The following is a 25,585-nucleotide window of genomic DNA, read 5'->3' as shown; positions in this document are numbered from 1 at the left end:
TTCTCGGTGATTGGCAACCGTTTATTGATGCTGAACTAACCATGGAGTGATTGGCTGATTATACTTTTTTCAAGATAAACCTGTAGCTTTGAAAGAAGATTATCAGGATGATTTTAGTCCGTGAACGACATTGAACAATTGATGAGCCTTTATTATATTTTGCAATGTAGAACCGTGTTTATGGTGCTCCTGTGCTTTCCATTTTGCATTGGATTTGCTCAGGAGGAAGGGCGAGTAATTTACTATTCTGGAGAAAACGGGCCGTCTCATCGTTCCATATCGAGTATAGTCAAGGACAAGGATGGTTTCATGTGGTTTGGGACATGGGACGGTATCAATCGATATGATGGAACGATATTTAAAAAATTCGATTCTTTCTACGTTAGCAATAAGTTTTTTCTACAAAGCCGAAGGATTGTCCAAATCGCGGATGGCAGTGACGATCGTCTTTGGGTATTGACCTATGACAAGCAAGTATATTGGTTCGATAAGAGAACCGAGGAGTTCCATCCGATATCTCCAAATATGGAGCAATCATTAGGGGGGATTTATCCGGTGAATAAAATACTCGCGGTGGAAGAGGGGCTTGTCTGGCTGGGAACGGAACAGCAAGGGGTAATCGCTTTTTCATGTAATGAAGCCGAAAAGGGGACTGCGCACTATAGGCAGGGCAATGAACAGCCTTACTGCATAGACTCTGATAGGATAAACATTCTACAGCGGGGTAGCGATGGTCAGGTCTGGATAGGCACAGATAAAGGATTGAACCTACTTCATTATGTTGATGGTGAATATCAGGTAGTGCGTTTACCATATCAAGGAAACCAACGGCCAATTCTTAAAGCTGTAGAAGGAAGATGGGGAAGTGCATTTATGACGGATAGTGCAGCAACATTGTTAGTCGAAAAGAATAAAGGTCGTATTGAGCGAGTAGCGTTTGCGTCGAGTAAGATTAATCACCTCCTGTTTTCAAAGTATAGTGATTTTCTTTATGCCACGAGTGATGACGGTAATTTGTATAGCGTGGATTTATCAACCAAAGCAGTCACCAAATTAGTGACACACACACAAGCCTTGCTTGCGATGTTCGAAGATTCCAAAGGAAATCTTTGGATTGAGTTAGATCATGGCGTTTTGCATCTGGATCGAGAAATCAATCTGCCCACTATTTTCAAACCGTTATATCCACAACGGAGTTCGACCGTATTGTTTCATTGTTTTGAGGATGTTAATCAACGCGTTTGGGTTAGCATGAAGGGTGGTGGTTTTGGATATTATGACGAAGAAGCTCGTGAAATTAAGTTCGCTATAGACGGAAGTGGTAATCAAGTGATAGATCTTCCACAGTACAACAACAATTTCTTCTATGATTCCATTGGGGTAGCTTGGTTTTCGTCCGAAGAACAAGGCCTTGCCAAATTAGTTTTTCCCAATACGAATTTCAGGCATCGCTTTCTTTTTTTGGAAAGCAATAATGTCCTGAATGATGAGGCACGAAGTCTGATGTTCGATTCAAAAGGTAGGTTATGGATAGGGACGAAGGCAGGCAATCTCTACATCCGAGAGGGCGATGCTGTATCTGAACCGATATTCATCAATAAACCGATAGGTGGGTTTGGTGGGATTTACAGTTTATTAGAAGATCGGTCAGGAAACTTATGGATAGGTACCAAGACAGGAGGTCTTTTTAAAGCGGTACTGGAAAAAGACGGTACTTATGTATTGAAGCAATATGCAAAAACAAATCATGAACTAGGCGGTAACCAAGTATATTCTCTTGCTCAGGATAAGCAACAGCATGTTTGGATAGGCACCTTTGATGACGGTTTGTACAAGATGGAGGAAGGTTTTGGAAAATCCAGGTTGAAGAAGGTATCTTGGCATGACAACGTAGGATCAAAGCGATTATTCAACAAGATTAGGCATATCGTCTTTGATGCCAAAGGAAATCTTTGGATAGCAACGACCGAAGGGCTCGTCGTACATGCACCAGATGGAGAGACTTGTTTTTTCTTCGATACGCCACCCGATGATATACGATTAGGGGATAATGACATACAATATATCTTTAGTGACCCCACCGGTGCCATGTGGCTATGTACTGCGGGAGGAGGCCTGACCAAGGTGGAGGGAGATCCGTTTGCTACGTTGAACTTTAAAAATTTCGGAAGAGGTGATGGGCTGTACAATGGATTTATTCTGAGTGGAATAGCAGATCTTGATGGGAATCTTTGGCTCTCTACAGAAGGCGGATTGATTAAGTACAATAGTAAGCAGGAGAAGTTCTACAATGTGGAGGTCAACAATAGTTTAGAGGGATTGTCATTTTCTGAAAAAACGGTGAGCAGCGGACAGGGGGGGCACATTTTTTGGGGAACAAGAAAAGGAATCCTCGAATATCACCCAGAAGAGAACACGAATAAACAACATGCTGTCAGTTTGGTGTTTACTAAATTACTGATCAATAACGAAGAGCAAAATTTGGTTGGGGAAAAGCAAAAGATCAATATTCAATATGCAGGCGGATTAATTCTCCAACATGATCAAAATAATCTGAGTATGGATTTTGCGGTGACGGATTTTCGGTTGGCCCAGCACCACTTTGTTTACCGGTTGTTGGGTCTGGACAGTGTATGGCATCAAAACGGGACATTGAATAGGGCAACTTTCACCAACCTGAAACCCGGAAAATATGTCCTTGAGGTTCGAAGCGACCATGACTTTTATAAATCTGCCCCCTTTAGGCAATTGTCTATTGTGATCTTGCCTCCATGGTGGAAAACCTGGTGGGCATACCTAATCTATTTTGCCTTGGTAGTGGCGGTAGCCATTGTCGTGCGAAACTTGGTGAGGTCCATGTGGATACTCAAACAGCGAGTGAGCGTCGAACGAAAGTTAGCAGAAGTAAAAATGCGTTTTTTTACCAATGTGTCTCATGAATTGCGAACACCGCTAACCTTGATGTTAAGCCCGGTAGAACAATTGCTGAAGCGTGAGCCACTTAGCAAAGAAGGTAGACAGTATGCTCAATTGATTGATAAGAATGCCAAACGTATGCAGCGTTTTGTTGATCAGCTATTGGAACTGAGACAAATACAGGAACACAAGTACACCTTGAACAAATCGCTTGTCGATATCGTGGACCTGGTCAAACAGGTGTTGGGTAGTTTTAAGGTTTTGGCCGAAGAAAAAAATATCACCGTACAAGAGAACCTGCCTGGGGAGCCGTTGTTTCTATTGATTGACCGAGACAACATTGAAATTGTTTTGTATAATCTATCGTCAAATGCTTTTAAATACGCCCCACCTAACAGTAATATTATACTGAACCTGACAATAGATGTTTTCGAGGAGACCGTGATGATTTCAGTCTTGGATGAAGGCCCTGGGGTTAGAGAGGAAGCCTTGCCAGAAATTTTCGACTTATTTCACGTGGAGGCTATTTCTTCTGAAAAGACCGCAAAAAGTTCAGGGATTGGTTTGTCCTTAAGCAAAGAGTTGGTTCATTTACATGGCGGAGATATTTGGGCCACAAATAGGGACACCGGTGGACTAGAGGTTACATTCACGTTAAAGTTGGAAAAAGAAATATCAGCTATTCCGAAAGAAACTTTAATACCGGATGCGATGGATGGCAGCCCGGAGCACATCATTAATGAAAAGCAAAGAGCATCAAAAGATCAAAGTAACTCGAAAAAACAAGTTCTTTTAGTGGAGGATAATGATGAACTACGAACGTTTTTATCTTCGCAATTAAACGATAGTTATGAGGTAGCGACAGCAGAAAGCGGGGAGGTAGGAGTGGAACTGGCCATTAAAAACCTTCCAGACATTATCATTAGTGATGTGATGATGCCGAGATTGGATGGCATAGAACTAGTAAGGCAACTTCGAGATAACAAAAATACGAGTCATATCCCTATTATCCTTTTGAGTGCGAAACATGCAATAGAAACACAAATACAGGGGCTGGAATACGGTGCAGATTATTATATCACAAAGCCTTTTCGTGTAGATTTTCTGTTGACATCGGTACAAAGTCTACTCAGGCAACGGAAGAGATTGTTTGAGCGCATGCTTGATCGACGTGATCTGCTTATTAGTTCCGAAGACGTAGTCATCACGGATCACGATAGTCAATTTTTGAAAGATGTGATTTCTATCGTAGAAGAAAAAATGGTAGATCCGGACTTAAACATTGATAAGATTGCCGATGCGCTCCACATGGGTAGGAATACATTTTATAAAAAATTCAAGAGCTTGACCAATATGGCTCCTGTAGAGTTTGTCCGTGATTTGCGCCTTGAAAAAGCGAAGTTGATGCTGGGTCAGCGTCTTGATAATGTCTCGGAGATTGCCTATCGGGTAGGCTTCAACAATCCGAAGTACTTTAGCACCTGTTTTAAAGAAAAATTTGGAATATCTCCCAAAGCCTATTTCCAACAGGAGCAGAATAATTAACCGGTGATGTTGAGTCATTTTTTTGACTTTATTTCCTGCAATAAATGTCTTTTTGTGCTCATAAGCTATATATGGGGCACTTTTCAAAAATTGAACCTAAATAATCAAAAATTGAACCTTTATAAAACGACTGGCTTTTAGCTTTGCTGCATCTTCTTGTTCTCCAAATTTAGAGGGAAATAGGAAGATCAATTAAAAATTATAAACCAGTTAGATAGGCCGAGTTTTCTTAATCACTGTTTTGTGGTAAATCAAAGTGTATTAGAAGCGACTTCTTGTTTCAGTAAGTAACAGCAAGTGATGTTGGTTTTTAGTCAATCAACTTTATGCGGCAAGGACGTGGTAGCATTCAGGTGCAGAGAGAATTAAATATCATAAAAATTATAAACCAATTTGAATGAATATACTAAACTTTAACTTATGTAAATCCAAGGCTTCTCTTTTCAGATCTGACTTTGGAGAGGTAACATTGTGCGGATTTAGGCTTTCGTGCTCAGTTGCGCTTAGGTTCGGGATTTCACTCTTTTTGCTGGGGATTGCTTTTCACACGGCCTATGGTTCAAGAATTACTTCATCTTTGGAACCCGAAACATTTTATAGGGATTCGGAGGCCACCTTTGGGGAGGGGTATCCTCAAAGAACAATTGACGTGACGGGAAAAGTGACGGACAATAATGGAGTAGCGCTTGCCGGAGTCGGGGTGAATGTCAAAGGAGAGTCCAAGAATGCAGCTACAAATGCGGATGGCGTATATACAATAAGGGGAATCCCCGAAACTGCAATTTTAATTTTCAGTTCGATTGGGATGGAATCTCAGGAAATAGCGGTCGAAGGACGTACAAAAATTGATCTCGTTTTACAGGAAAGCTCATTTGCAATAGATGAAGTTGTCGCTATTGGCTATGGTACGGCGAGAAGGAAGGATTTGACAGGTTCGGTAGCCTCCATAAATGCCGATGAACTACGTGACATACCCGCTGTTTCAGTACTTCAAGCAATAGCAGGGCGTCTACCAGGAGTAAATGTGACGATTACAGAAGGCTCGCCGGACGCGGAGATCAAAGTGCGCGTGCGCGGAGGAGGATCCATTACACAAGACAATTCTCCACTTTATATAGTTGACGGGTTTCGCGTTGCTAATATAAACGATATCCCCATGACAGATATTGAGACAATCGATGTGCTGAAAGATGCGGCTTCGACAGCAATCTATGGTTCAGAAGGAGCAAATGGTGTAATTTTAATCACAACAAAATCAGGTCGTGGAGGAAAATCACAAGTTACATTCAACTCTTTTGCCGCTGTCAGTAATGTTTATAATCTAACCGAAGTTTTATCTCCGTACGAATATGTCTATTGGCAGAGAGAACTAGATCCATCGATGGCTGCTAATAACAGCTTTAATTCCATGTATGGTTTATGGGAAGATATTGACATCTATAAATCTAAGGAAGGCATCAACTGGCAGGACAAATTATATGGAAATGTTGGGTTGCAACAGAACTACAGTTTAGGATTGACAGGAGGGGATAAAGAAGGTTCGTTGAATTACAACTTGAATTACACGCGTGATGGTGAAGACTATATTATGCTTAATTCGGCTTATCAGCGTGACTATGTGAGTGCTAAATTAAACAAAAAGATTAGTCCCAAGCTCTCATTTGAATTTAATTCCCGGATGTCCAATACGAAGATCACAGGTCCGAGTATTTCAAGCGGAAGAAAATTGAGAGAAGGCGTTAAATATGCCCCAGTTAGAAGTTTGGCGTCACTTAATGAAGATGCTTTAGGAGGAGCCGAAGATATTACATCTGCAGAAGCATTAAGTTCATTGCAAGATCCTGTAATTAATGTTGTGAATGAGTACAAAGATCAAAACCGTTTTAATGCAACATTTAACAGCGGTCTTACTTGGAAAATCACTAATGGTTTAAGTCTTAGCACAAAAGGTTCATTTGGGTTTAACAAGGATTTTACAGACAATATTTGGGTAAAAGGAACAGGTCAGTCTAGTGCCAACGGCGGTCAACCCGTGGCACGGAGAGAAGATCAAAAAGGCACATTGTGGTCTATTCAAAACGTCTTGACCTATGATCTTAATTTGCAAGACGATAAACATCGGTTTACCATTGTCGGAGGGCAAGAATTAACCAATAGCCAACGTAATGATATGTTGCTTGAATCTAAATTCTACCCGCATGATTTCACTGCCGACGATGTGCTGGCGATGTGGAATTATGGTACCCCTCAACCGACCTACACCACCATTCGCGAACCCTCCCGAACGTCGTCGTTCTTTTCGCGTATCAATTACACGTTCAATGATCGATATATTTTTACGTTCGTCGGAAGAGCAGACGGTAAGAATGTTTTTGCGCCCGGCAATCAATGGGGCTTTTTCCCCGGTGCTGCCTTCGCATGGCGATTTTCAGACGAAGCATTTATGGAAAATACCACTTCGTGGTTATCTGATGCCAAAGTACGCCTGAGCCATGGTGCCGTTGGAAATGCAAGAGTCGGCTCATATTGGAGGCAGGAGTATGGGTTTGTAACCGCAGGCAACCAGCTATACTATATCAATGAAATCCCACAGAGTGCCCTTCGGACTCAGAATACACTGAAAAATGAGAACCTGACATGGGAGAGTACCTCTTCTTCTAACGTGGGTTTGGATGTAAGTCTCTTTAACAATAGGGTTACATTCGCCATGGATGCCTACAACAATATTACAAAGGATTTGATTCTTCAAGTGCCCCTACCATCAAGCTCTGGATATGCCCAACAGTATCAAAATGTGGGCAGTACACAAAATAGAGGTCTTGAGTTTGCCGCTTCTGCTGTCATTGTGGATAAACGTGATTTTAGATTATCTGCTGATTTCAACATCGCTTTTAATAGAAACAAAATCAGGTCATTGATCGACGGCTTAGATGAAATGAATACGCCAGCTTCACCTTGGTTGGATTTTGGTCGTGACGACTTTAGAGCAATAGTGGGGCAGTCAGTAGGGCTGATGTATGGTTTTGTTTCTGATGGATACTATAGCTTTGACGACTTCACTTTTGACCATGACATGAATAGGTGGGTGCTCAATGAGGGGGTGGCAGACGCATCCACGGTCATGAGCCGATCGGGTAATTATTTTGGGCCGGGCCATATCAAATTGAAAAAAATGAGCGGTGAAGGTACTGAGATTTCTCTTGAGGAAGATCGGGTAGTGATTGGCCGTGCTCAGCCTAAACATACAGGTGGGTTTACATTAAATAGCCAATACAAGAATTTTGATTTGACGGCTATGTTCAATTGGTCTTATGGAAATGATATCTATAACGCTGATAAAGTTGACTTTGCAGCCTACGAGGGATCCAAAAAATACCAGAATATTAGCAGTAACATGAGTTTGTCTGAAAGGTTTACTACCATAGACCCCGTAACAGGAGCGAATATCATGTTTGGAAATAATGCAGATCCTATCCTTTTCCGTGAGCTGAATGAAGGGAAGATCATGTGGAATCCAGCCGCAGCTAACGGTCGTATTCTGACCGATTGGGCTATTGAAGATGGATCTTTCTTACGCCTAAGTAATTTAACATTAGGTTATACACTGCCGTCATCTATAGCTAATAAACTATTGATGCAACGATTACGGGTTTACGTGGCGAGCTATAACTTACATGTTTGGACAAACTATACAGGTCAAGATCCGGAGGTGGATACACAGCGCAATCCATTAACTCCAGGAGTAGGTTATTCTGCTTATCCAAAATCAAGGAAAGTATTGTTTGGATTAAATGTTACATTTTAAAATGTTGAAAATGAAAAAGATATTGTTATTGATTTCCATTGTTTCATTGGTGGTTTTCGCCTCTTGTAAGAAATTCTTGGAGACAAGTTCGCCATCATCTTTAAGTCCTGAAACTGTATTTAATACGAGTTCAATGGCCAAAGCTGCTGTAATGGGGCTATATGGTAGAATGACAGATGCTAATATTTATGGGCAAAAGCTTTCTGTAAACTGGCAGGGGGTTTCGGATATAGAATCAAACGGATCGTTTAGTGAAACGCAATATAATTCTCCGACAAGTGACTATGGAGCAGGGAATTTCTTTGGAGATCCAAACAATCAAACAACCCGTTGGCAACGCTTATATGAATTTGCAGAAATGTCAACTGCTGTGGTAGACGGTATCCGAAATTCCCCCATTTTGGAAAGCGATGCCGCACAAATGATGCCTTTATTAGGAGAAGCTTTAACGCTTAAATCCCTTGCTTTTTTTGAATTGACAAGGTATTGGGGAGATGTACCTTATAAGAAGGAAGCTTCCAAATCTGACCTGACGAATGTTTACATGGGTAAGATGGACAAAGATACGGTGTACCATTATTTAATTGAAGATTTAGATGAAGCTCAGTCATATTTGCCTTGGAAGGGCGCCGACTCAGAGTACAGCACAGTGGAGCGAATTACCAAAGGTTTTGCGAAAGGGCTTTTGGCGAGAGTGGCCCTCTTTGCTGGCGGATGGTCTTTAAGAGATGCCAGCTTATTTCCCAACTCGACGGCCGAAAGACATCCCTCTATTCCGGAAGTCAACGGTTATTATGTAGGGCGTCCTCAAAATTGGAGAGACTACTACCAGATTGCAGTGCAGCATACCGCTGAAATGCTGGGGTCCGGGGAAAATCCACATGACCTAGATCCAAGTTTCCAAAACATTTGGGAATCCGTATGTGCCGGACGGCAAAGCACCTATAACGAAAACCTATTTGAAATTGCCTTTGGAATGGGTAACAACGGAGATATTGGTTCGCTGATGGGGTACGGTGTTGCAGGCAACTCCAGGTACGGGACGCGTGGTTTTGGAGGCAGTTACGTGACTTCTACCGCCTATTATTTTTACTCGTTCGATCGAGAAGACCAACGAAGAGATGTTACGTTGACTTGGCTGCAATATACTGCAGAAAACAGAGAGTCGATAAGCACCAATCCTAATGATGTAAAGTTGGGTAAATGGCGTATTTACTGGATGTCGGATGCTTATTTGGCGATGCACAGAACGGCAACCAGCCGCATTGCTACCGGTGTCAATTGGATTTTGATGCGCTATTCGGATGTATATTTGATGTATGCAGAAGCATTGAGTCAGTTGGAAGGGCCGGATGCTGTACACCAATCGGCTGGAATATCCGCTCGCCAGGCACTTGAAAAAGTTCGTGAAAGAGCATTTGGTGTAGGTTCACCCAATATCTATACGTATGATGCCAATTTTCTGGATGCCATCATCCACGAAAGGGCATGGGAATTTGGAGGGGAATCGATCCGTAAGCAGGACCTGGTGAGATGGGGGCTGTTGTTTGATAAGATTGAAGATATGAAAAAGGCGCTGTGCCTGATGTATGACAATAAGCAACCAGTGAAGATCTTTGACAAAACCTACCAACCTACGGATTTTCCTAAAACGGTGTACTACAGATTTAGAAATGCTGAATATATCGATCAGTCTTCTTTGAATTATTATGGGGATCTTCCCGCTAATCCGGGAGGAGACTATCTTTCAGTAAACTGGTTTCCAACTGCAGCAGAAAAACCTGAAAATGTACAACCCGGCCAAATATATAATTATACCATGTGGCCTGTAAGAGTTCTTTTGGCAGGAACCGGGCTAATGGCCTCATATGATTACTCCAGCTTTTTGTCTACGCTTACCTACGGAAGTGAAATACAATCATTGTTAAATCAATATAGAATGGGCAATGGCGTGTGTAACTACAGATATCCTTTTCCTATCTATGTTGACGATATAAGAGAGTCAAGAGGTTTCTTAACGAATGCTTACGGTTATTAATGAATCTGTAAATAGCGATGAATCATGAAAAAGATAATTTTCAAATTGGCACTCTTTGTTGTAGGAATAGCTGCTATAACGAGTTGTGAGAAAAAAATAAATGATTGGGAGGTCGATCTCTCGTATCAAAGGCTATTCAGGCCACTCGTTTTCGATGTAAGTCATGTAGCGGCTACGGAGGTCGAGATTAGGTATACGCAGATCGTTTCTGCAGACAAGTATATTTTTGAATTCAGTACAGATGATCATGAATTTAGTGAGATTGTAAAAGCGGTTGAGATTTTGGCGGATACCCTTACTCCATTTGCTCCGTCCACTTCACCAGCAAGAGTTGAATATCGTATAGTGTTTGATGAGTTAGATGGAAGCGCTAACTATGCTGCCCGCATGAAAGGCATCAATACCAAAACAGGGGAAGAGTCCAAGTACGTTGAAATACACTTTCAAACGACCGCCGAACAGCTGTTTACTTCTTGGGAGACCTATATAGACCGTATTGTAATGCATTGGTCCCCTAGTGACAGGGTCACTCATATCAGTGTTTTCGATACGTTAAGCAATCTTGAGCTAAAGAGAATAGACCTGACCGAAAGTGACAAGACGAATGGTTCGATCGAGATCACTGACCTTGAACCGGGCACTTATTATAGGGCAGCTATCTACAACGACGATGTAGAGCGCGGTTCAAGGATTTTAAGGACATCGGGATTGGATGGGGGCGAGATCATTCCCATTAGCCCTGGGGATGATATTCCCACGCTGGTTTCAGCAGCGATTGCAGCAGGGGAACCCAATGTCATTTTGATGTTTTCAGGAAACCAAACGTATGATTTAGGTGCGTTGACATTGCCATTAGGTGTGTCCAACGTGAGTGTTACCGGCGAACCCGATGCCAATGGGAATAAACCAAAATTAAACCTCAGTTCATTCAGATTTGCGGATATCGTGTATGGGGAGGTGATTTTTGAGAATGTTGACATCCATGCCGTTAGTGGAAGCGCTTTCTTGATCACGCAGGATCAGAACGGCGCTGAAGCAGCAGGGTATTCGTTCGCCAACTGTTATATTGAAGGGTTTGGAAACGGGGTAGTTCGCCTAAATAATAGTGTAAGCGTACGACATGTCACGTTTGATAACTGTATGGTCAATAGAAACGGAGGGTGGGGAGTCGTGAATATTGGCGGAAGTACGGCATCTGTCGACCTGGTTTCTTTTACTAATAGTACATTGACTGATTTGGCCACACAATTGATGGATGTGCGTGTGAGCGTGGCAAGCATTGTGATTGAAAACTGTACGTTCTATAATCAAAATTTGGGAATGTCTCAATTGCTGCGCTTTGATACGAACCGCTTGCCGTTAGCGCTGACAATAAACAACAATATTATTGCAGGAACAAACAGTGGTGCTAGCATCAATGCCACAAGTTATGATCATGCTAATTTTGGCCTGGGCGTTTCTTTTGCAGGAAGCTATAGGACAGCCGAATTGCAAATTGAGCGGGCTTCTCGTGATTTTGCTAACATCACCATTTTCGATGGCACTACAGCTGATCTGTTTGTCAATCCAGAACAGCGCAATTTTAGCATCAAGGCCGGGAATGGTTTTGGTGGGCGCGGCACCGCTGGAGATCCGAGGTGGTTTGACTAGCAAAGGAGGAAGGGGCGTGTCATTTGGGGCGCATGGTCAGATTCAAAAAATCAAATGTTAATGGATGAATTAGTCTCTTAACGGAGGCCGATTCATCCGTATTTAGACAAATAATATGATAAAAATGAATTATTCAAGTAATCATGTAGCAGTTAGTATAAGCGTTTCACCACTAAGGTTGGATCTATTCAAATTTAAAGCCCATTTCGGTATAGGTGTTTTTATGATGCTTTTCTTAATGGGCTGTGGGAAAAGTAACTCTGCTACCAGTGATGAAGATCCGAATACACCTATAGAAGAGGAAGCCTTGGCTTTTCTCGGCGCAGAAGGCTTTGGGCGTAAAGTAACCGGAGGGAGAGGAGGAAGAGTTATTAAGATAGCCATGCGTTTAACCGAACCGCATGATGTAGCGAATAATGTCACTACCCACTCGGCTCAGGAGGCTTATGAAAAAGTATTACAACATGCTGGTGCAAGTCTCAAAAGAGATGATGTAGACATCCGTATCATCAATGACGTCAGGAATGGGTCATTTACTGCACATGGCTCCAGCGGGGATCAATATAGTAGAAACGGCATTATTGATAGACCTCACGATGTTGGCGGCTGGCCAGTTTTGAACAGTGTAATTTCACCCAAAGACACTGATAATGATGGAATGCCTGATGATTGGGAAATTGCGAATAATTTAGATCCTCAAAAACCTAACGCAAATGGCAGAGACCTCAGTACGGCATACGATAATATAGAAGTGTATATCAATAGTTTAACGAATCCTGTCAAATAATATGATCATGACCCATAAGTGGTGCAGCGGTATGACCAGTCTACTGGCTTGCATCATCATTGCTTTTTCAATATCTCCTGCCGCGACGTCTTGCGCTAAAAAGAAAGGAAAAGATACGAATGAAACGACAGCACCTAACGAAACCAATGTTATTAAGGCCGACTTAGTGGTTGCTGCCGACGGCAGTGGCGATTTTGAAACGGTTCAAGAAGCGATAAATGCTGCACCAACCAATAGCAGATCTTATTGCTATATTTTTATTAAAGCTGGCACTTACAAAGAAGTGATCACGATTCCGCATGGTAAGGAATATATATACTTAATAGGCGAGGATGTCAATAAGACCATTCTTACGTATGATAACTATGCAAAACGCCTGAGACCCGACGGTACAGCGTATGGTACCAGCGGCTCTTCGTCATTTTTTGCTAATGGCAGCTATTTTGTCGCTGAAAAGATTACATTCGAAAATACTGCTGGCATAGCGGCGGGGCAGGCTTTGGCCATCAATATTGGTGCCGCGAGATCATCCTTTCGCAATTGTCGTTTTCTAGGCCATCAAGACACTTGGTATGCGGCCGAAGGCACTATACAATACTTGGAGGATTGCTATATCGAAGGGTCTGTCGATTTTATATTTGGAGGTTCTACGGCTTTCTTTGACCATTGTCACGTGGTAAGTACCCGAAATGGTTATATTACAGCAGCCTCCACTCCCGCAAATCAATCGTTTGGTTACGTGTTCAATAAGTGCCATTTTACATCGGTACCAGACGTTGGGGACAGCTCAGTTTATCTCGGAAGACCGTGGCGACCCAATGCTAGTGTTGTTTATCTGCAGTGTGAATTGAACAAGCATATCCATCAGGCAGGCTGGCACAACTGGAATAATGCCGACAATGAAAGGACTGCGTTTTATGCAGAGTATAATTCTAAAGGTGAGGGAGCGAGCCCAAGCACGAGGGTGCCGTGGTCCCACCAGCTAACCGAAGAACAAGTACAAACCTTTTCGTACGAAAAGGTTATCGGTAACCAACATCCGTCGTTTGTTGATGCGGCAATTGTTACCCAAGATTGACCCGAGCGGTTGTCGGCCAAATCCCACGATTTTGTTTATAATAGTTCACAAGATTCTTCCTATCCGAGCGAGTGGATGCATGCAACTAGGGGCGTTTTCAATCGCCTCCATGTAATATTCGTATGATGAGCTAAAGAAATAAACACAACAAAATGACATTCAGGCACTTAAAAAACAATTTCATAGGCCTAAAATTGAAATTACAAACCTTTTGTGTCAATTTTTGAACTGTTTGACTAGACGATTTCTCTATACTTGTGGAAGCAAAAGGGCAAGGAAAAGAACACTCGTTTGCTCGCTAACAACGATCCAAAAGCCGTTAGACTATTTATTATGACTAGTATTTTGTTAAATAAATAAACATCATGAAGAAACTAATCTGCATATTTTTGGCTACTCTCGGATATACTTTGTACGTATCTGCACAAACGCCGGCTTTTCCCGGCGCTGAAGGAGGAGGGATGTACACGATGGGAGGACGTGGGGGAGAGGTCTATTATGTCACTACATTAGAAGACAACGATAACGGCGATGCCATGCGGCGGGAAGGATCGCTGAGATGGTGCTTGAATCAAGAAGGCCCTCGTACTATTGTGTTCAAAACCGGAGGGACGATCGTGTTGAACAGCCGGCTTACGATTGATAAAGGTGATGTAACTATCGTGGGCCAATCGGCGCAGGGAGGGGGAATTACGCTTGCCGGTTTTCCCGTCGCTATACGTGCAGACAACGTCATTGTCAGGTATCTCCGATTCCGCATGGGCGGCCTCCATATTTCCAAAGAAGAAGCGGACGGAGCGGACGCCTTTAGTGGTGGGAAGAATAAAGATATTATGATAGACCATTGTTCGATAAGCTGGGGTACCGACGAATGTTCTTCCTTCTACGACAACCTGAATTTCACGATGCAATGGTGCATTATTTCAGAAAGCTTGCGCCTTTCCGGGCACTCCAAAGGCGCACATGGCTACGGGGCTATTTGGGGAGGCGTTCACGCTTCTTTTCATCATAATCTCCTAGCGCATCACGATAGTCGTACACCGCGCTTAGGACCCGGCGCGAAATACGCGGGTCACGATACGACCGACATGCGTAACAATGTCATCTATAACTGGAATGGCAATGGAGCATATGGAGGCGAGGCCATGCACATCAATATTGTCAACAATTACTACAAGCGGGGGCCTGCAACAGAAAACCGCATTGGAGATCGAATCGTTGCCCTCAACGCGAAAACAGAGAGCAGGCCATTTCCCTCCATCAAAGGTGTGTGGGGCAGGTATTACATTGCAGGGAATGTGCTGCCACATGATGACCGCTTTTCTAAAAACAACTGGCTTGGCGTTAGCATTGTCGGCGATCAAAAGATGAAGAATATTAAACTTGACCAAGATGTGCCCGTAAGGGGCAGGATACATACACACGATGCCCATACCGCTTATGAAAAAGTGTTGGCATGCGTTGGGGCTTCCCTACATAGGGATGCTATCGATCAACGCATTGTTCATGAAACCGCAACAGGGACCGCTCAGTTTATCGGTAAAAGTGAACACAACGGTAAGGGAGGGAAATGGAAAAGCGCAAACTATCCTCGCAAAGGAATTATCGATTCGCAACAAGACCTAAATCCGAACCCTAAAGATGAAACGTGGTTGGCTTGGCCGGTATTGGATTCTGGCATACCGATTCTCGACAGCGATAGGGATGGTATACCCGACGGTTGGTTGGAAAAACATCACCCAACCAAAAAAGCCGAGGACATCAATGAAGACGGATATACCTATTTGGAAGTTTATCTCAACAGTATAGTAGAACACATCACGAAAGAACAGATTTAAATACCTTTTACAAGATTTAATACGATAGCTATAATTTATGAAACCCGTTAAACTCAAAAAAAATCTGTGGATTACTGCTTTGGTCATAACGTCTCTCCCTTACTCAAATGATCTACTGGGACAATCCTCGTTTATAAATCATACAAGCCAATACAGTTGGTCCAACCTTCCAACTATTCATGAACCGGTATTTCCTAAAGACACCATCGACATCCGGAATTTTGGGGCTAAAGGAGATGGGCGCACATTGAATACCAAAAGTATCAATGAGGCAATTAGGGCCAGTAACAAAAAAGGAGGAGGTGTGGTGTTGATACCGGCTGGTTATTGGATGTCTGGCCCGATAGCATTAAAAAGCAACGTAAACCTGCATTTGGACGACAATGCATTTCTGCAATTTACATCGGATTTTGACCAGTATGAGATCGTAGAAGGAAACTATGAGGGAAAACCGTCAGCACGTAACCAATCACCAATTAGTGGTAAGGACCTGGAAAATATAGCGATGACCGGAAAAGGGACGATTGACGGCAATGGTGATGCTTGGAGAATGGTTGGCAGGGGTGCGCTGACGGATGGTGAATGGCGCAGAAAGCTGGATTCAGGAGGCTTGGTCAGCGCAGATGGTAAAACATGGTTTCCTTCAGAAAAAACAAAGTTAGCCCATGAGGAGAAACGCTCAGTACTGTTGTCGGAAGGAAAAGCACTGGCTGATTTTGAAGATATCAAAGATTATTTGCGTCCCAACATGTTGATGCTCACTAACTGCAAAAAAGTATTGATCGAAGGGGTGACATTACAAAACTCGCCAGCCTGGAATGTCCATCCGTTGATGTGCCAGCATATCACACTGAGGAATCTAATGATCAAGAATCCGGATTATGCGCAGAATGGGGATGGAATCGATATCGAGTCTTGCTCGAACGTGTTGATCGAAGACTGTGTATTGGACGTCGGTGATGACGCCATCTGTATCAAATCGGGTAAAGACGAAGAAGGCCGCAAAAGGGGAATAGCCACCGAACAAGTCATTATTCGCCGTAACAAAGTCTATCTAGGTCACGGTGGGTTCGTGGTTGGCAGTGAGATGTCGGGTGGCGCTAGGGATATCTTCGTAGAAGACTGTACGTTTATGGGAACCGATAAGGGCATTCGTTTTAAGACGACTCGTGGTCGTGGTGGTGTTGTAGAAAATATTCATATTCGCAATATCAATATGTCTAATATCGTGCATGAAGCTATCTTTTTTGACATGTACTATTGGACAGCGCCTCCCAAGGCAAATGAAGTACAGGAAATTCCTCCGGTAACTATTGAGACACCCCAAATCAGAAACGTATATATTGATAACGTGATCTGTAACGGAGCAAACGTTGGGGTGTTTGTTCGGGGTCTTCCCGAAATGCCTGTGAAGGATATTTACCTAAGTAATTTGTTCTTGACAGCAGATAAAGGGATAGAAATAAAAGATGCACAAAATATTTCGATTAAGAATGCAGCTTTGTATACAGATGAGGTAGATCCATTGGTCTATATCGAGAGTGCCCGGGATTTGACTTTTGATCGGTTGGTCTACAAAACGGAGCTGAGTACACTGGTAGAAGTAAATGGGAGCAATGCTCAGAACTTGCTGTTTAAAAATTCTAATATTGGGGAAAATAAGATGGAATTTAAATACGGAGCTACCGAAGATGCCATTAAATTGAACAATAACTAATCGGAATAAAATACATTATACAAAATACCATTTTAACATGAAAAAACCTGTCTTGCATACGATAGTTGTAGCCATTTTAGCAGTTGTTCCTTTTTGCCAGTCTGTCACCCAGGAACAACGATTGCGACTTTTTTACGATAAGCCCGCTTCGGAGTGGAACGAAGCTTTGCCAATAGGGAATAGCCGATTGGGGGCCATGGTTTTTGGAAACCCGTCGAAGGAGCAAATCCAATTGAACGAAGAAACGATATGGGCCGGGGAACCAGGGAATAATGTTCCCAAAAACAGCTTTGAAAAAATACAGCAGATTCGGGCACTACTTGCTGCAGGAAAAGCCCATGAGGCACAAGCTTTGTCTAACGAAGCTTTTCCTAGACACGCACCTGAAGGTCTAGACTATGGCATGCCATATCAAACATTCGGCAGCCTTTGGTTAGATTTCCCAGAACACGCCAACTACACCAATTTTACACGTGACTTGGATATAGAAGACGCAGTAGCCCGTACTTCATACCAGGTTGATCAAACAACGTTCAAGAGAGAAGTGTTTGCCTCTTTTACCGATAATGTGGTTGTAGTGCGTTTGACGTCGTCTAAGAAAAAGAGTATTTCGTTTAGCCTAAATTTGACATCGCCGCATAACTCCGCCACGGTACGTGGTGAAAGCGGACAGTTAACCATGTCGGGAACCAGTAGTTCGGTAGACAGTAAAGTAGGCAAAGTCAATTTCAAAGGAATCGTTCGGCCCGTGTTAAAAGGCGGTCGGTTGATCGAAAGTGATGATAAACTGGAAATTCAAGATGCTGATGAGGTAGTGCTGTACATCGCTATCGGAACTAATTTTAAGAAATATAATGATTTATCTGTCGATCCTGCTCAAAGCGCACAGGAAATGCTGGATAAGGCTATAAAGGTTAAGTATGCAAGGGCAATTGCCAACCATAGCAAAAAGTACCAGGAACAGTTCAATCGCGTAAAGTTGGATTTAGGCGTTTCCCCTCAAGCGGCAAAAGCTACCGATGTGCGTGTGCAAGAATTTGCAAAATCCCATGACCCACATTTGGTGGCATTATATTTTCAGTTTGGTCGATATTTATTGATCAGTTCCTCACAACCGGGAGGTCAGCCAGCAAATCTTCAAGGAATTTGGAATGAAAAGCTTTCTCCTCCTTGGGATAGCAAGTACACCGTCAATATCAACACGGAAATGAACTATTGGCCAGCTGAGGTAACCAATCTTAGCGAAACGCATGAACCATTGTTCGCTATGCTTGAAGATTTGGCTATTACAGGTCAGGAGAGCGCAAAAGAAATGTATAAGGCACGTGGATGGAACATGCATCATAATACAGACCTATGGAGGATTACGGGAGTCGTTGATGGTGGTTTCTATGGCATGTGGCCAATGGGTGGAGCCTGGTTGACTCAGCATATTTGGCAGCACTACCTCTACAATGGCGATAAGCGTTTCCTGGCGGACTATTACCCCGTATTGAAGGGCATCACCATGTTCTATGTGGATGTGTTGCAAGAAGAGCCCAAACATAACTGGCTGGTAGTGGCGCCGTCCATGTCGCCCGAAAATGGCCATCAATCAGGTGTAAGCATTGCCGCCGGGACGACGATGGACAACCAGTTGGTGTTCGATGTGTTCACGGCGTTTATTGAGGCTTCGAAGGTACTGGGTACTGATGCCGATTTCCGGGATACGGTCATCAGCAAGAAAGCGCGCCTGGCACCGATGCAGGTGGGTAAATTCGGGCAGCTGCAGGAGTGGATGGAAGATTGGGACCGCACGGGCGATAAGCACCGGCATGTTTCCCATCTTTACGGGCTCTACCCCGCAGCCCAGATATCGCCCATCAGGCACCCGGCCTTGTTCAAGGCAGCCGAGCAATCGCTGGTCTATCGGGGAGACAAATCTACGGGATGGTCCATGGGATGGAAGGTCAACCTGTGGGCCCGCCTGCTCGACGGCAACCGGGCGTATAAGCTCATCGCCGACCAACTGAGCCCTGCAGGCGAGGAAGAGTCGGCACAGAGCGGGGGTACTTATCCTAACTTGCTCGATGCGCACCCGCCATTCCAGATCGATGGAAATTTAGGTTGTACAGCTGGGATCGCGGAAATGCTACTGCAATCGCACGACGGGGCTTTGCACCTCCTGCCCGCATTGCCTGATCATTGGACCAATGGCGAGGTGAAAGGCTTGAAGGCCCGGGGTGGTTTCGTGGTGGATATGGCGTGGAAGCAACGCCGGTTGACCAAACTGGTGGTCTATTCGAAGCTGGGGGGCAACTGCCGGATCCGGTTGGCCGAACAGCACTGCCCGCCGGAATTGCGGTTGGAGCCGGCCACTGGCGAAAACCGAAATCCCTTCTTTGCGGTGCATCCGATCAAAGAACCGATCATCCACCCTACGGTAGATAAACAAACAAGTGCAATCCCCGTGTTTACTGAATTTGATGTGATGACAAAACAAGGTAAAAAATACGTGTTAAAACGATGAGCTTGTTTCGCTCCATGATCCGAAAATAGCTCATGGGCTTCAGTGTTTTCAGGAGATCCGGGAAGGCAACTGCCATTTCCACGCAGTAGGTGCGGTCGGCGTAGGGTTTCTCCCCGACGGCGTAGGACTTCGAATCGATGGCTTAGAGCTTCGATGCCATGCCCTCGCCCGTGCCAACGGCTTCCTAGCCCATGGATGCCATTGCCTTGCCCATGGAAGCGGCTCCCTACCCCTAGGAAGTACCAACCTACCCCGAGGGCGCGATTCCGTAGTACATTCCTTCGGCTTTCTACCCCTAGGAAGTGCCAACCTACCCCAAGGGTTCAATTCGGCAGTACGTTCCTTAGGCTTCCTAGCCCGTGGAAGCGGCTCCCTACCCCTAGGAAGTACCAACCTACCCCGAGGGCGCGATTCCGTAGTACATTCCTTCGGCTTTCTACCCCTAGGAAGTGCCAACCTACCCCAAGGGTTCAATTCGGCAGTACGTTCCTTAGGCTTCCTAGCCCGTGGAAGCGGCTCCCTACCCCTAGGAAGTACCAACCTACCCCGAGGGCGCGATTCCGTAGTACATTCCTTCGGCTTTCTACCCCTAGGAAGTGCCAACCTACCCCAAGGGTTCAATTCGGCAGTACGTTCCTTAGGCTTCCTAGCCCGTGGAAGCGGCTCCCTACCCCTAGGAAGTACCAACCTACCCCGAGGGTGCAATTCCGTGGTACGTTTATTCGGCTGCCTATCCCATGGCTGCTTTTGCCTACCCCTAGGGAGCGGTTGCCTCATACCTTCTCGGCGCTTCTTTATGCATGGAAGCGGCAAGCTCATACAAGCCCAACGCTGGCTTGGCCCACGTAGCGCGAGGGTAGTCCGAGGAAGCCGACAACTATACCGTGGAAGGCATCACCTTTTCCATGGCAGCCGGCGCCTGGTCCGTGGAAAGCCTCGCCAATTGACCGCTTTTACCGTACCGGTATCGTTTGCGTAGATTTATCCCAATGATTATTTGCTTGTTTCATTCCGATTCCTAATTTTGTGTGTTAAAGACAATTATAAACAGCTATCCATACAACACCTTAACATGAGCCGGGCCTTGATTTGTTTTTTTGTGCTGCTAGCCGCGGGCGGGTGCCGTCCCTATCCAAGAAACGTGGAGCGGGCGCTGGCATTGACCGGAGCCAACAGGGCTGAGCTGGAAACGGTGCTGGACCATTACAGGCACCGTGACAAAAGGAAATTCGAGGCTGCGTGTTTCCTTATCGCCAACATGCCATATCATGGCAGTGGGCAATCCGTGCTCATTCCCGATGGTTATGACCATTTCGTCAGCCGCACCGATTCCCTGTACCGCGAATTGTTCGGGGGAATGAATATCCGTACCATACTGAAGGCCAAACCGAAGGGGTACGATTCGGTCCGGCGGGAATTGGCAGTTGAATTTGGTCAGCTTGATCCGCCCCGGCATAAGGAGAATGGCCGTGCGGACATCGAAGTGGTCGAAGCCCCATTCCTCATAAATAACATCGATCAGGCATTTGCTGTTTGGCAGGAGAGCCCTTTCCTGCAAGGAATGGATTTTGAAACATTCAGGGAGTTTGTGCTGCCGTACCGTAGTACCAATGAAGAACTGATTTTCAATCGCGGCAATCTGCGGCAACAATGGGCATCGAAAATTCATAAACCCGATGATATTGGTCTGAATGATGTGTTACTGCGCTACCAAGCCTACGTGACCAAGAGCCGATGGATCAACCATTTTACGAAACCCAAGGCCAAGTCAGCAGTTTACGATTTGCTGCTTCCCAAGTTCAAGATGGATTGCCACAATATGACCAACTGGAGTATACGCATACTCCGCGCCTGCGGCATCCCGGTGGTTTACGAGTACACGCTGCAATGGAAGGATCGCCCAAGCCGTCATTTTTGGTGTGTTTCTCCTGATTCCAACGGTATATGGCAGCCGTACACCTCACCCGATAATGCCCTCCGTGAAGATTGGGAAAGCGATATCCAATATGCGGGCAAGGTATACCGGCGCCAATTTGCGGCCAACCCGCGCACACCATATTTTCTGGCAGGCGAAGACGAGTACATTCCGGAAGAGCTGTCTTCCCCGCTACTGTCTGACCAGACCCATCGTTATCATCAAACGGTAACCCTGAAGCTGCCTTTCAGGGGAGAAACCGGCAACCATTTGGCGTATCTCTGTATGCTGACGCGCGAGGGGCTGAATCCCGTGGCGTGGGGTAGGATAGAACGTAAACGTCGGCAGGCGGTTTTTGAGCAGGTACCGCTCTTTACGGTTTTTGTGCTCGCTTACATGGATGAAAATGAAGAAATCGTGCCGATCGGCCCTCCGTTTATGTTGGATGCCGATGGTGTCCCCGGGGATATTCCTTTGCCGCTCACGCATAACCGCGCGGCAGACGAGAAGGTACTGGAACTTGATGGCGATACACTGTTCGAGCGATCCTTCTGGAGAAAGAAGAAGGCCCCGGTTCGCTACGTGTCCTATTATCCCAGGGATGAACAGTCGGTTGCGTTCATGATCAGCCGCAAATATCCGGAGAAGCGAAGGCTCAAAGCAATGCGTGAAAAACTGATCGGCGGCTTTTTTACAGGCAGTCAGGAAGAGAAATCAGGCTATGATACGTTGGCCGTGCTTTCGCGGCCCCCGGCCCCCTATTTGCAGGAAATAGAGCTGGATAACGATTCTACATATCGATACTACCGGTTCTGGACCGCGGACCGTGGTCCCGTTAATATTGCCCATATGGAATTTTTGGGGCCCGGGCAACCGGGCTTTTCCGCACGGCCAGCCACGGATTTGCCGATCTTTTACCCGCCAGATGGCAGGGGAGGGGAACCCGCGCTGGTGCGGATTGACGGTACCCCATTGCCCACGGGCTCCAACCCGGAGCATGCCTTTGACGGTGTAGTGGATACCTACGTAGGGGCTTCTGGTACAGGTATGGACTTTGGCCGCCCAGTGAAGATTACCCATGTACGTTTTGTCCCGCGCACGGCTAACAATGGAATCGTCCCCGGCAACGAATACCGGCTGTGGTATCATGACGGACTTAACTGGCAGGAACATAGCAGGCAAACGGCCTCATACCATTACCTGCAATTTAACAACGTGCCGGCCGGGACCCTATACCGTCTTCAGAATCTCGGCGAAGGAAATGAGGAACTTCCGTTTACCCAACCGAACGGGGAACAACAATTTATTAACCTTCATAATCCATTGTACCAGTGATGAGGGCGCGGCAAGCTATCAAACAACATGAGCGCATAGCCGGCATGGGTATGGTGGGGCTCTTTGCGGTATTGGTGTTGGCAACGACCCTTCCCATCTTTGATGTTTATAACGGCATGCGCACATCGATGTAGCTTGCGGTATGCTATGCCGTCATGTGGGGAGGCTTGTTTATGATCTGGGATATGAGATCCGTTAGACCGGCGCTGTATGTGTGGGATGTGGTCTTTATATGCTGGTTTCTGCTGGAAAGTTGCTATTTCCCAGTATATACACATGCTTTGGGGTTTATGAGCAAGATAGCCCTTGCGGGTTTATATGTTGTCCTACGGCTTTCAACCCCTACTTATACATTGGTCAACATCCTGGGCTGGAGTGCCAGTGCAGCCCTCTCTATCCTATCGGGCCACGGCTATTTACAGTACGGCGGTGCGGTATCGTCCAATAACCTGTATTTTACGATTACTGGGCCTTATTCCAACCCTGCTATCATGGCCGGACTGATGGCCTTGCTGTTGTCGTTCCTTTGCGGGATGCTGCTTTTCAAGGTCGTAAAGGGTAGATGTAGGCATGTCTTTCTTTTCGCCATCGTATTTGCGCTGCCCGTATTTATCTTGTTGGATGCGCGGGCGGCATGGTTGGCTTATCTGGTGGGTACGGGATACCTGGTCTACCGACGTTATCTGACCCCTTATAAATGCAGGGGGATGCATCTGATGCTGATGCTGGTTGGAATGTTTTGCGTGATTGGTGCCGGTGCGTGGGGGCTATACCAAAAACGTACGGCCTCCGCCGATGGACGTTTGCTGGTCTGGAAGATTGCTTGGGGTATGGTACAGGAAAAGCCGCTGTTCGGGCACGGGGCACAAGGATTTGCCTCGCAGTACATGCATCACCAGGCCCGCTATTTCGAGCAAGAGCGGCCGATGGACGAGCGGCTATTGGCCGGGAACAACGTACTGGCATACAATGAACCCCTCCGTATCGCCGTGGAATACGGACTTATCGGACTTTCTGGGTACCTGGCCACGGTATCTTTCCTGTTGTGGGGCTTTCGTCCCCAGGTGCCGATGGGGTACGTACTAAAAGGCGTCTTGTTGGCTTTCCTTGCCTACGGGCTTTTCTCCTATCCGCAGCAGCAATATGCAATGTTGGCATGGATGACGGTTATCTGGTCGGCTGCCTGTGGTTTGCCGGGTCAGAAGGCCTTGACGACCGCTATGCCCATCATAGCGGTGCCTGTACAACGGCTGGCACTGGGCCTTTTGCTCCTGGCTGGGCTGTCGGCTATCTTACACCTACATCGCCGCTATGCCATGCTCCATGTTTTGCTGAAGGGGAGGGTAAAGGATACCGCCGAGGTGAAAGACTTCCTTGGCAGGAACATGGCTTATTTAGCCGGAGACCAGCTTTACCTGTCATGGTATGGTCGTGAATTGTACCAGACAGGGCAATATGCGGATTGTATCGCCCTGTTAAAACGATGGGTGCCGAAAATGCCGCACTCGGATCACTATATCCTTTGGGGCGACTGCCTCCGGGAGACGGGAGACCTTGAAGGTGCCGAGTCCAGATACCGCTATGCCACCCGCATGGTGCCGTCGCGGCAGGCAGCGCGTGGACGCTTGGCGATGCTGTATAAGGTACAGGGGCGTGATGCGGAGGGCATGGCGTTGGCTCGGCAGGTATTGGAGGAGCCGGTAAAGGTATACGGATTTGACACCTATGAGTTGCACCGTTCCCTTCGGGAATCATTTGATATTAATTAAACCGTTGATAAATTTAAATGTGTTAAACTATGGTAAAACAAACCGTTAAAAATTATGCGATGTGGGGTGCGGGCATCCTGCTACTCACGTTGATCGTGTATGCCTGCAGGCGCGACGACTTCCTATCGGAGCGCATGCGGCAAAGCACGAACCGGGAGTTGACGCGCAGTACTGCACAGCAATGGTTCGAGCAGCACAACCTTCCGGTCGTGGAATTCGATTTTGGGGCAAATACTGTTGCGGAAGGGAGCGGGGAGAAAATTTCGGCCCTTGACGGCGCGGTCATGGGTAGCGGGCAAAGCGGCTTGCTCGCCAAGCCTAACTGGGCCGATGCCAAGGAAAAGCGGAAGGGTGACATTGAAGTGGTGGAACTGACGATGATGACCAAGGGGAGAGCCCTGTTTATGGACAGCGAGACGAAGGCCCTGGTATCTGACGGTGCTGATTCGCGGTCTATTCGCAATACGGCCAAGCTTGTGGTGCACAAGGACCTGCGGATCGGTCATACCCGTAGCTTCCTGATGGTTTTTGTAGGGACTTATGCGTATCTTCGCAACGGGGGCAAGATCAGCAAGAATAGCTACTTCAACCGTGATCCGGATTTCGAGGGCGACGTGCTGTTCTACAAACTTGACGGAACCCTGATCAATGGCTGGCGTTACCGCGGCGGCAAGATTGTATCG

Annotated in this window: 14 protein-coding genes; 13 read left to right on the top strand and 1 reads right to left on the bottom strand. The window is 45.7% G+C overall.

The features are described 5' to 3' along the window. Positions 1-120 precede the first annotated feature (120 nt). The 9 genes from NF543_RS21285 to NF543_RS21245 all read left to right on the top strand — a co-directional run bounded on the left by NF543_RS21285 (position 121) and on the right by NF543_RS21245 (position 19,883). Positions 121-4,461, top strand: a complete 4,341-nt coding sequence (locus NF543_RS21285; RefSeq protein ID WP_257670220.1) for a hybrid sensor histidine kinase/response regulator transcription factor — start codon at positions 121-123, stop codon at positions 4,459-4,461. A gap of 397 nt (positions 4,462-4,858) precedes the next feature. Next, the gene (locus tag NF543_RS21280) at positions 4,859-8,266 is read left to right on the top strand and encodes a SusC/RagA family TonB-linked outer membrane protein (RefSeq protein ID WP_257670219.1); all 3,408 of its coding nucleotides are present in this window, start codon (positions 4,859-4,861) and stop codon (positions 8,264-8,266) included. 10 nt (positions 8,267-8,276) lie between these two features. Next, positions 8,277-10,304, top strand: coding sequence for a RagB/SusD family nutrient uptake outer membrane protein (locus NF543_RS21275; RefSeq protein ID WP_257670218.1), 2,028 nt, complete (start codon positions 8,277-8,279; stop codon positions 10,302-10,304). A gap of 24 nt (positions 10,305-10,328) precedes the next feature. Then, on the top strand, positions 10,329-11,954 hold the full coding sequence (locus NF543_RS21270) for a DUF5123 domain-containing protein (RefSeq protein WP_257670217.1): 1,626 nt from the start codon (positions 10,329-10,331) through the stop codon (positions 11,952-11,954). A gap of 115 nt (positions 11,955-12,069) precedes the next feature. Next, on the top strand, positions 12,070-12,741 hold the full coding sequence (locus NF543_RS21265) for a thrombospondin type 3 repeat-containing protein (protein ID WP_257670216.1): 672 nt from the start codon (positions 12,070-12,072) through the stop codon (positions 12,739-12,741). A 7-nt stretch (positions 12,742-12,748) separates the two neighbouring features. Next, positions 12,749-13,819, top strand: a complete 1,071-nt coding sequence (locus NF543_RS21260) for a pectinesterase family protein (RefSeq protein ID WP_257670215.1) — start codon at positions 12,749-12,751, stop codon at positions 13,817-13,819. Between the two features lie 365 nt (positions 13,820-14,184). Next, the gene (locus NF543_RS21255; protein WP_257670214.1) at positions 14,185-15,657 is read left to right on the top strand and encodes a pectate lyase family protein; all 1,473 of its coding nucleotides are present in this window, start codon (positions 14,185-14,187) and stop codon (positions 15,655-15,657) included. A gap of 37 nt (positions 15,658-15,694) precedes the next feature. Continuing rightward, positions 15,695-17,374 carry a glycoside hydrolase family 28 protein gene (locus NF543_RS21250; protein WP_257670213.1) on the top strand — a complete coding sequence of 560 codons (1,680 nt, stop codon included), beginning with the start codon at positions 15,695-15,697 and terminating at the stop codon, positions 17,372-17,374. Between the two features lie 37 nt (positions 17,375-17,411). Beyond that, the gene (locus NF543_RS21245; protein WP_257670212.1) at positions 17,412-19,883 is read left to right on the top strand and encodes a glycoside hydrolase family 95 protein; all 2,472 of its coding nucleotides are present in this window, start codon (positions 17,412-17,414) and stop codon (positions 19,881-19,883) included. Positions 19,884-19,931: 48 nt separating this feature from the next. Here the strand turns inward: NF543_RS21245 and NF543_RS21240 are convergent, their stop codons facing one another. Beyond that, on the bottom strand, positions 19,932-20,660 hold the full coding sequence (locus NF543_RS21240; protein ID WP_257670211.1) for a hypothetical protein: 729 nt from the start codon (positions 20,658-20,660) through the stop codon (positions 19,932-19,934). Positions 20,661-20,955: 295 nt separating this feature from the next. On the opposite strand from NF543_RS21240, the gene NF543_RS21235 reads away from it, so the two are divergent. The 4 genes from NF543_RS21235 to NF543_RS21220 all read left to right on the top strand — a co-directional run. Continuing rightward, the gene (locus tag NF543_RS21235) at positions 20,956-23,133 is read left to right on the top strand and encodes a discoidin domain-containing protein (RefSeq protein ID WP_257670210.1); all 2,178 of its coding nucleotides are present in this window, start codon (positions 20,956-20,958) and stop codon (positions 23,131-23,133) included. Next, positions 23,133-23,267: a hypothetical protein gene (locus NF543_RS21230; RefSeq protein ID WP_257670209.1), complete on the top strand. Its 135-nt coding sequence runs from the start codon at positions 23,133-23,135 to the stop codon at positions 23,265-23,267. Before NF543_RS21235 ends, NF543_RS21230 begins: the two co-directional genes overlap by 1 nt. A gap of 51 nt (positions 23,268-23,318) precedes the next feature. Next, a complete protein-coding gene (locus NF543_RS21225) occupies positions 23,319-24,902 on the top strand; it encodes an O-antigen ligase family protein (RefSeq protein ID WP_257670208.1) in 1,584 nt (527 codons plus the stop codon). Between the two features lie 29 nt (positions 24,903-24,931). Beyond that, on the top strand, positions 24,932-25,585 hold a 654-nt coding region (locus NF543_RS21220), incomplete at its 3' end, for a hypothetical protein (protein WP_257670207.1).

The organism is Parapedobacter tibetensis, assembly GCF_024704835.1.
Taxonomy (GTDB): domain Bacteria; phylum Bacteroidota; class Bacteroidia; order Sphingobacteriales; family Sphingobacteriaceae; genus Parapedobacter; species Parapedobacter tibetensis.
The sequence above is the reverse complement of the archived record's forward strand: the minus strand, read 5'-3'. Positions and strand labels throughout refer to the sequence as shown.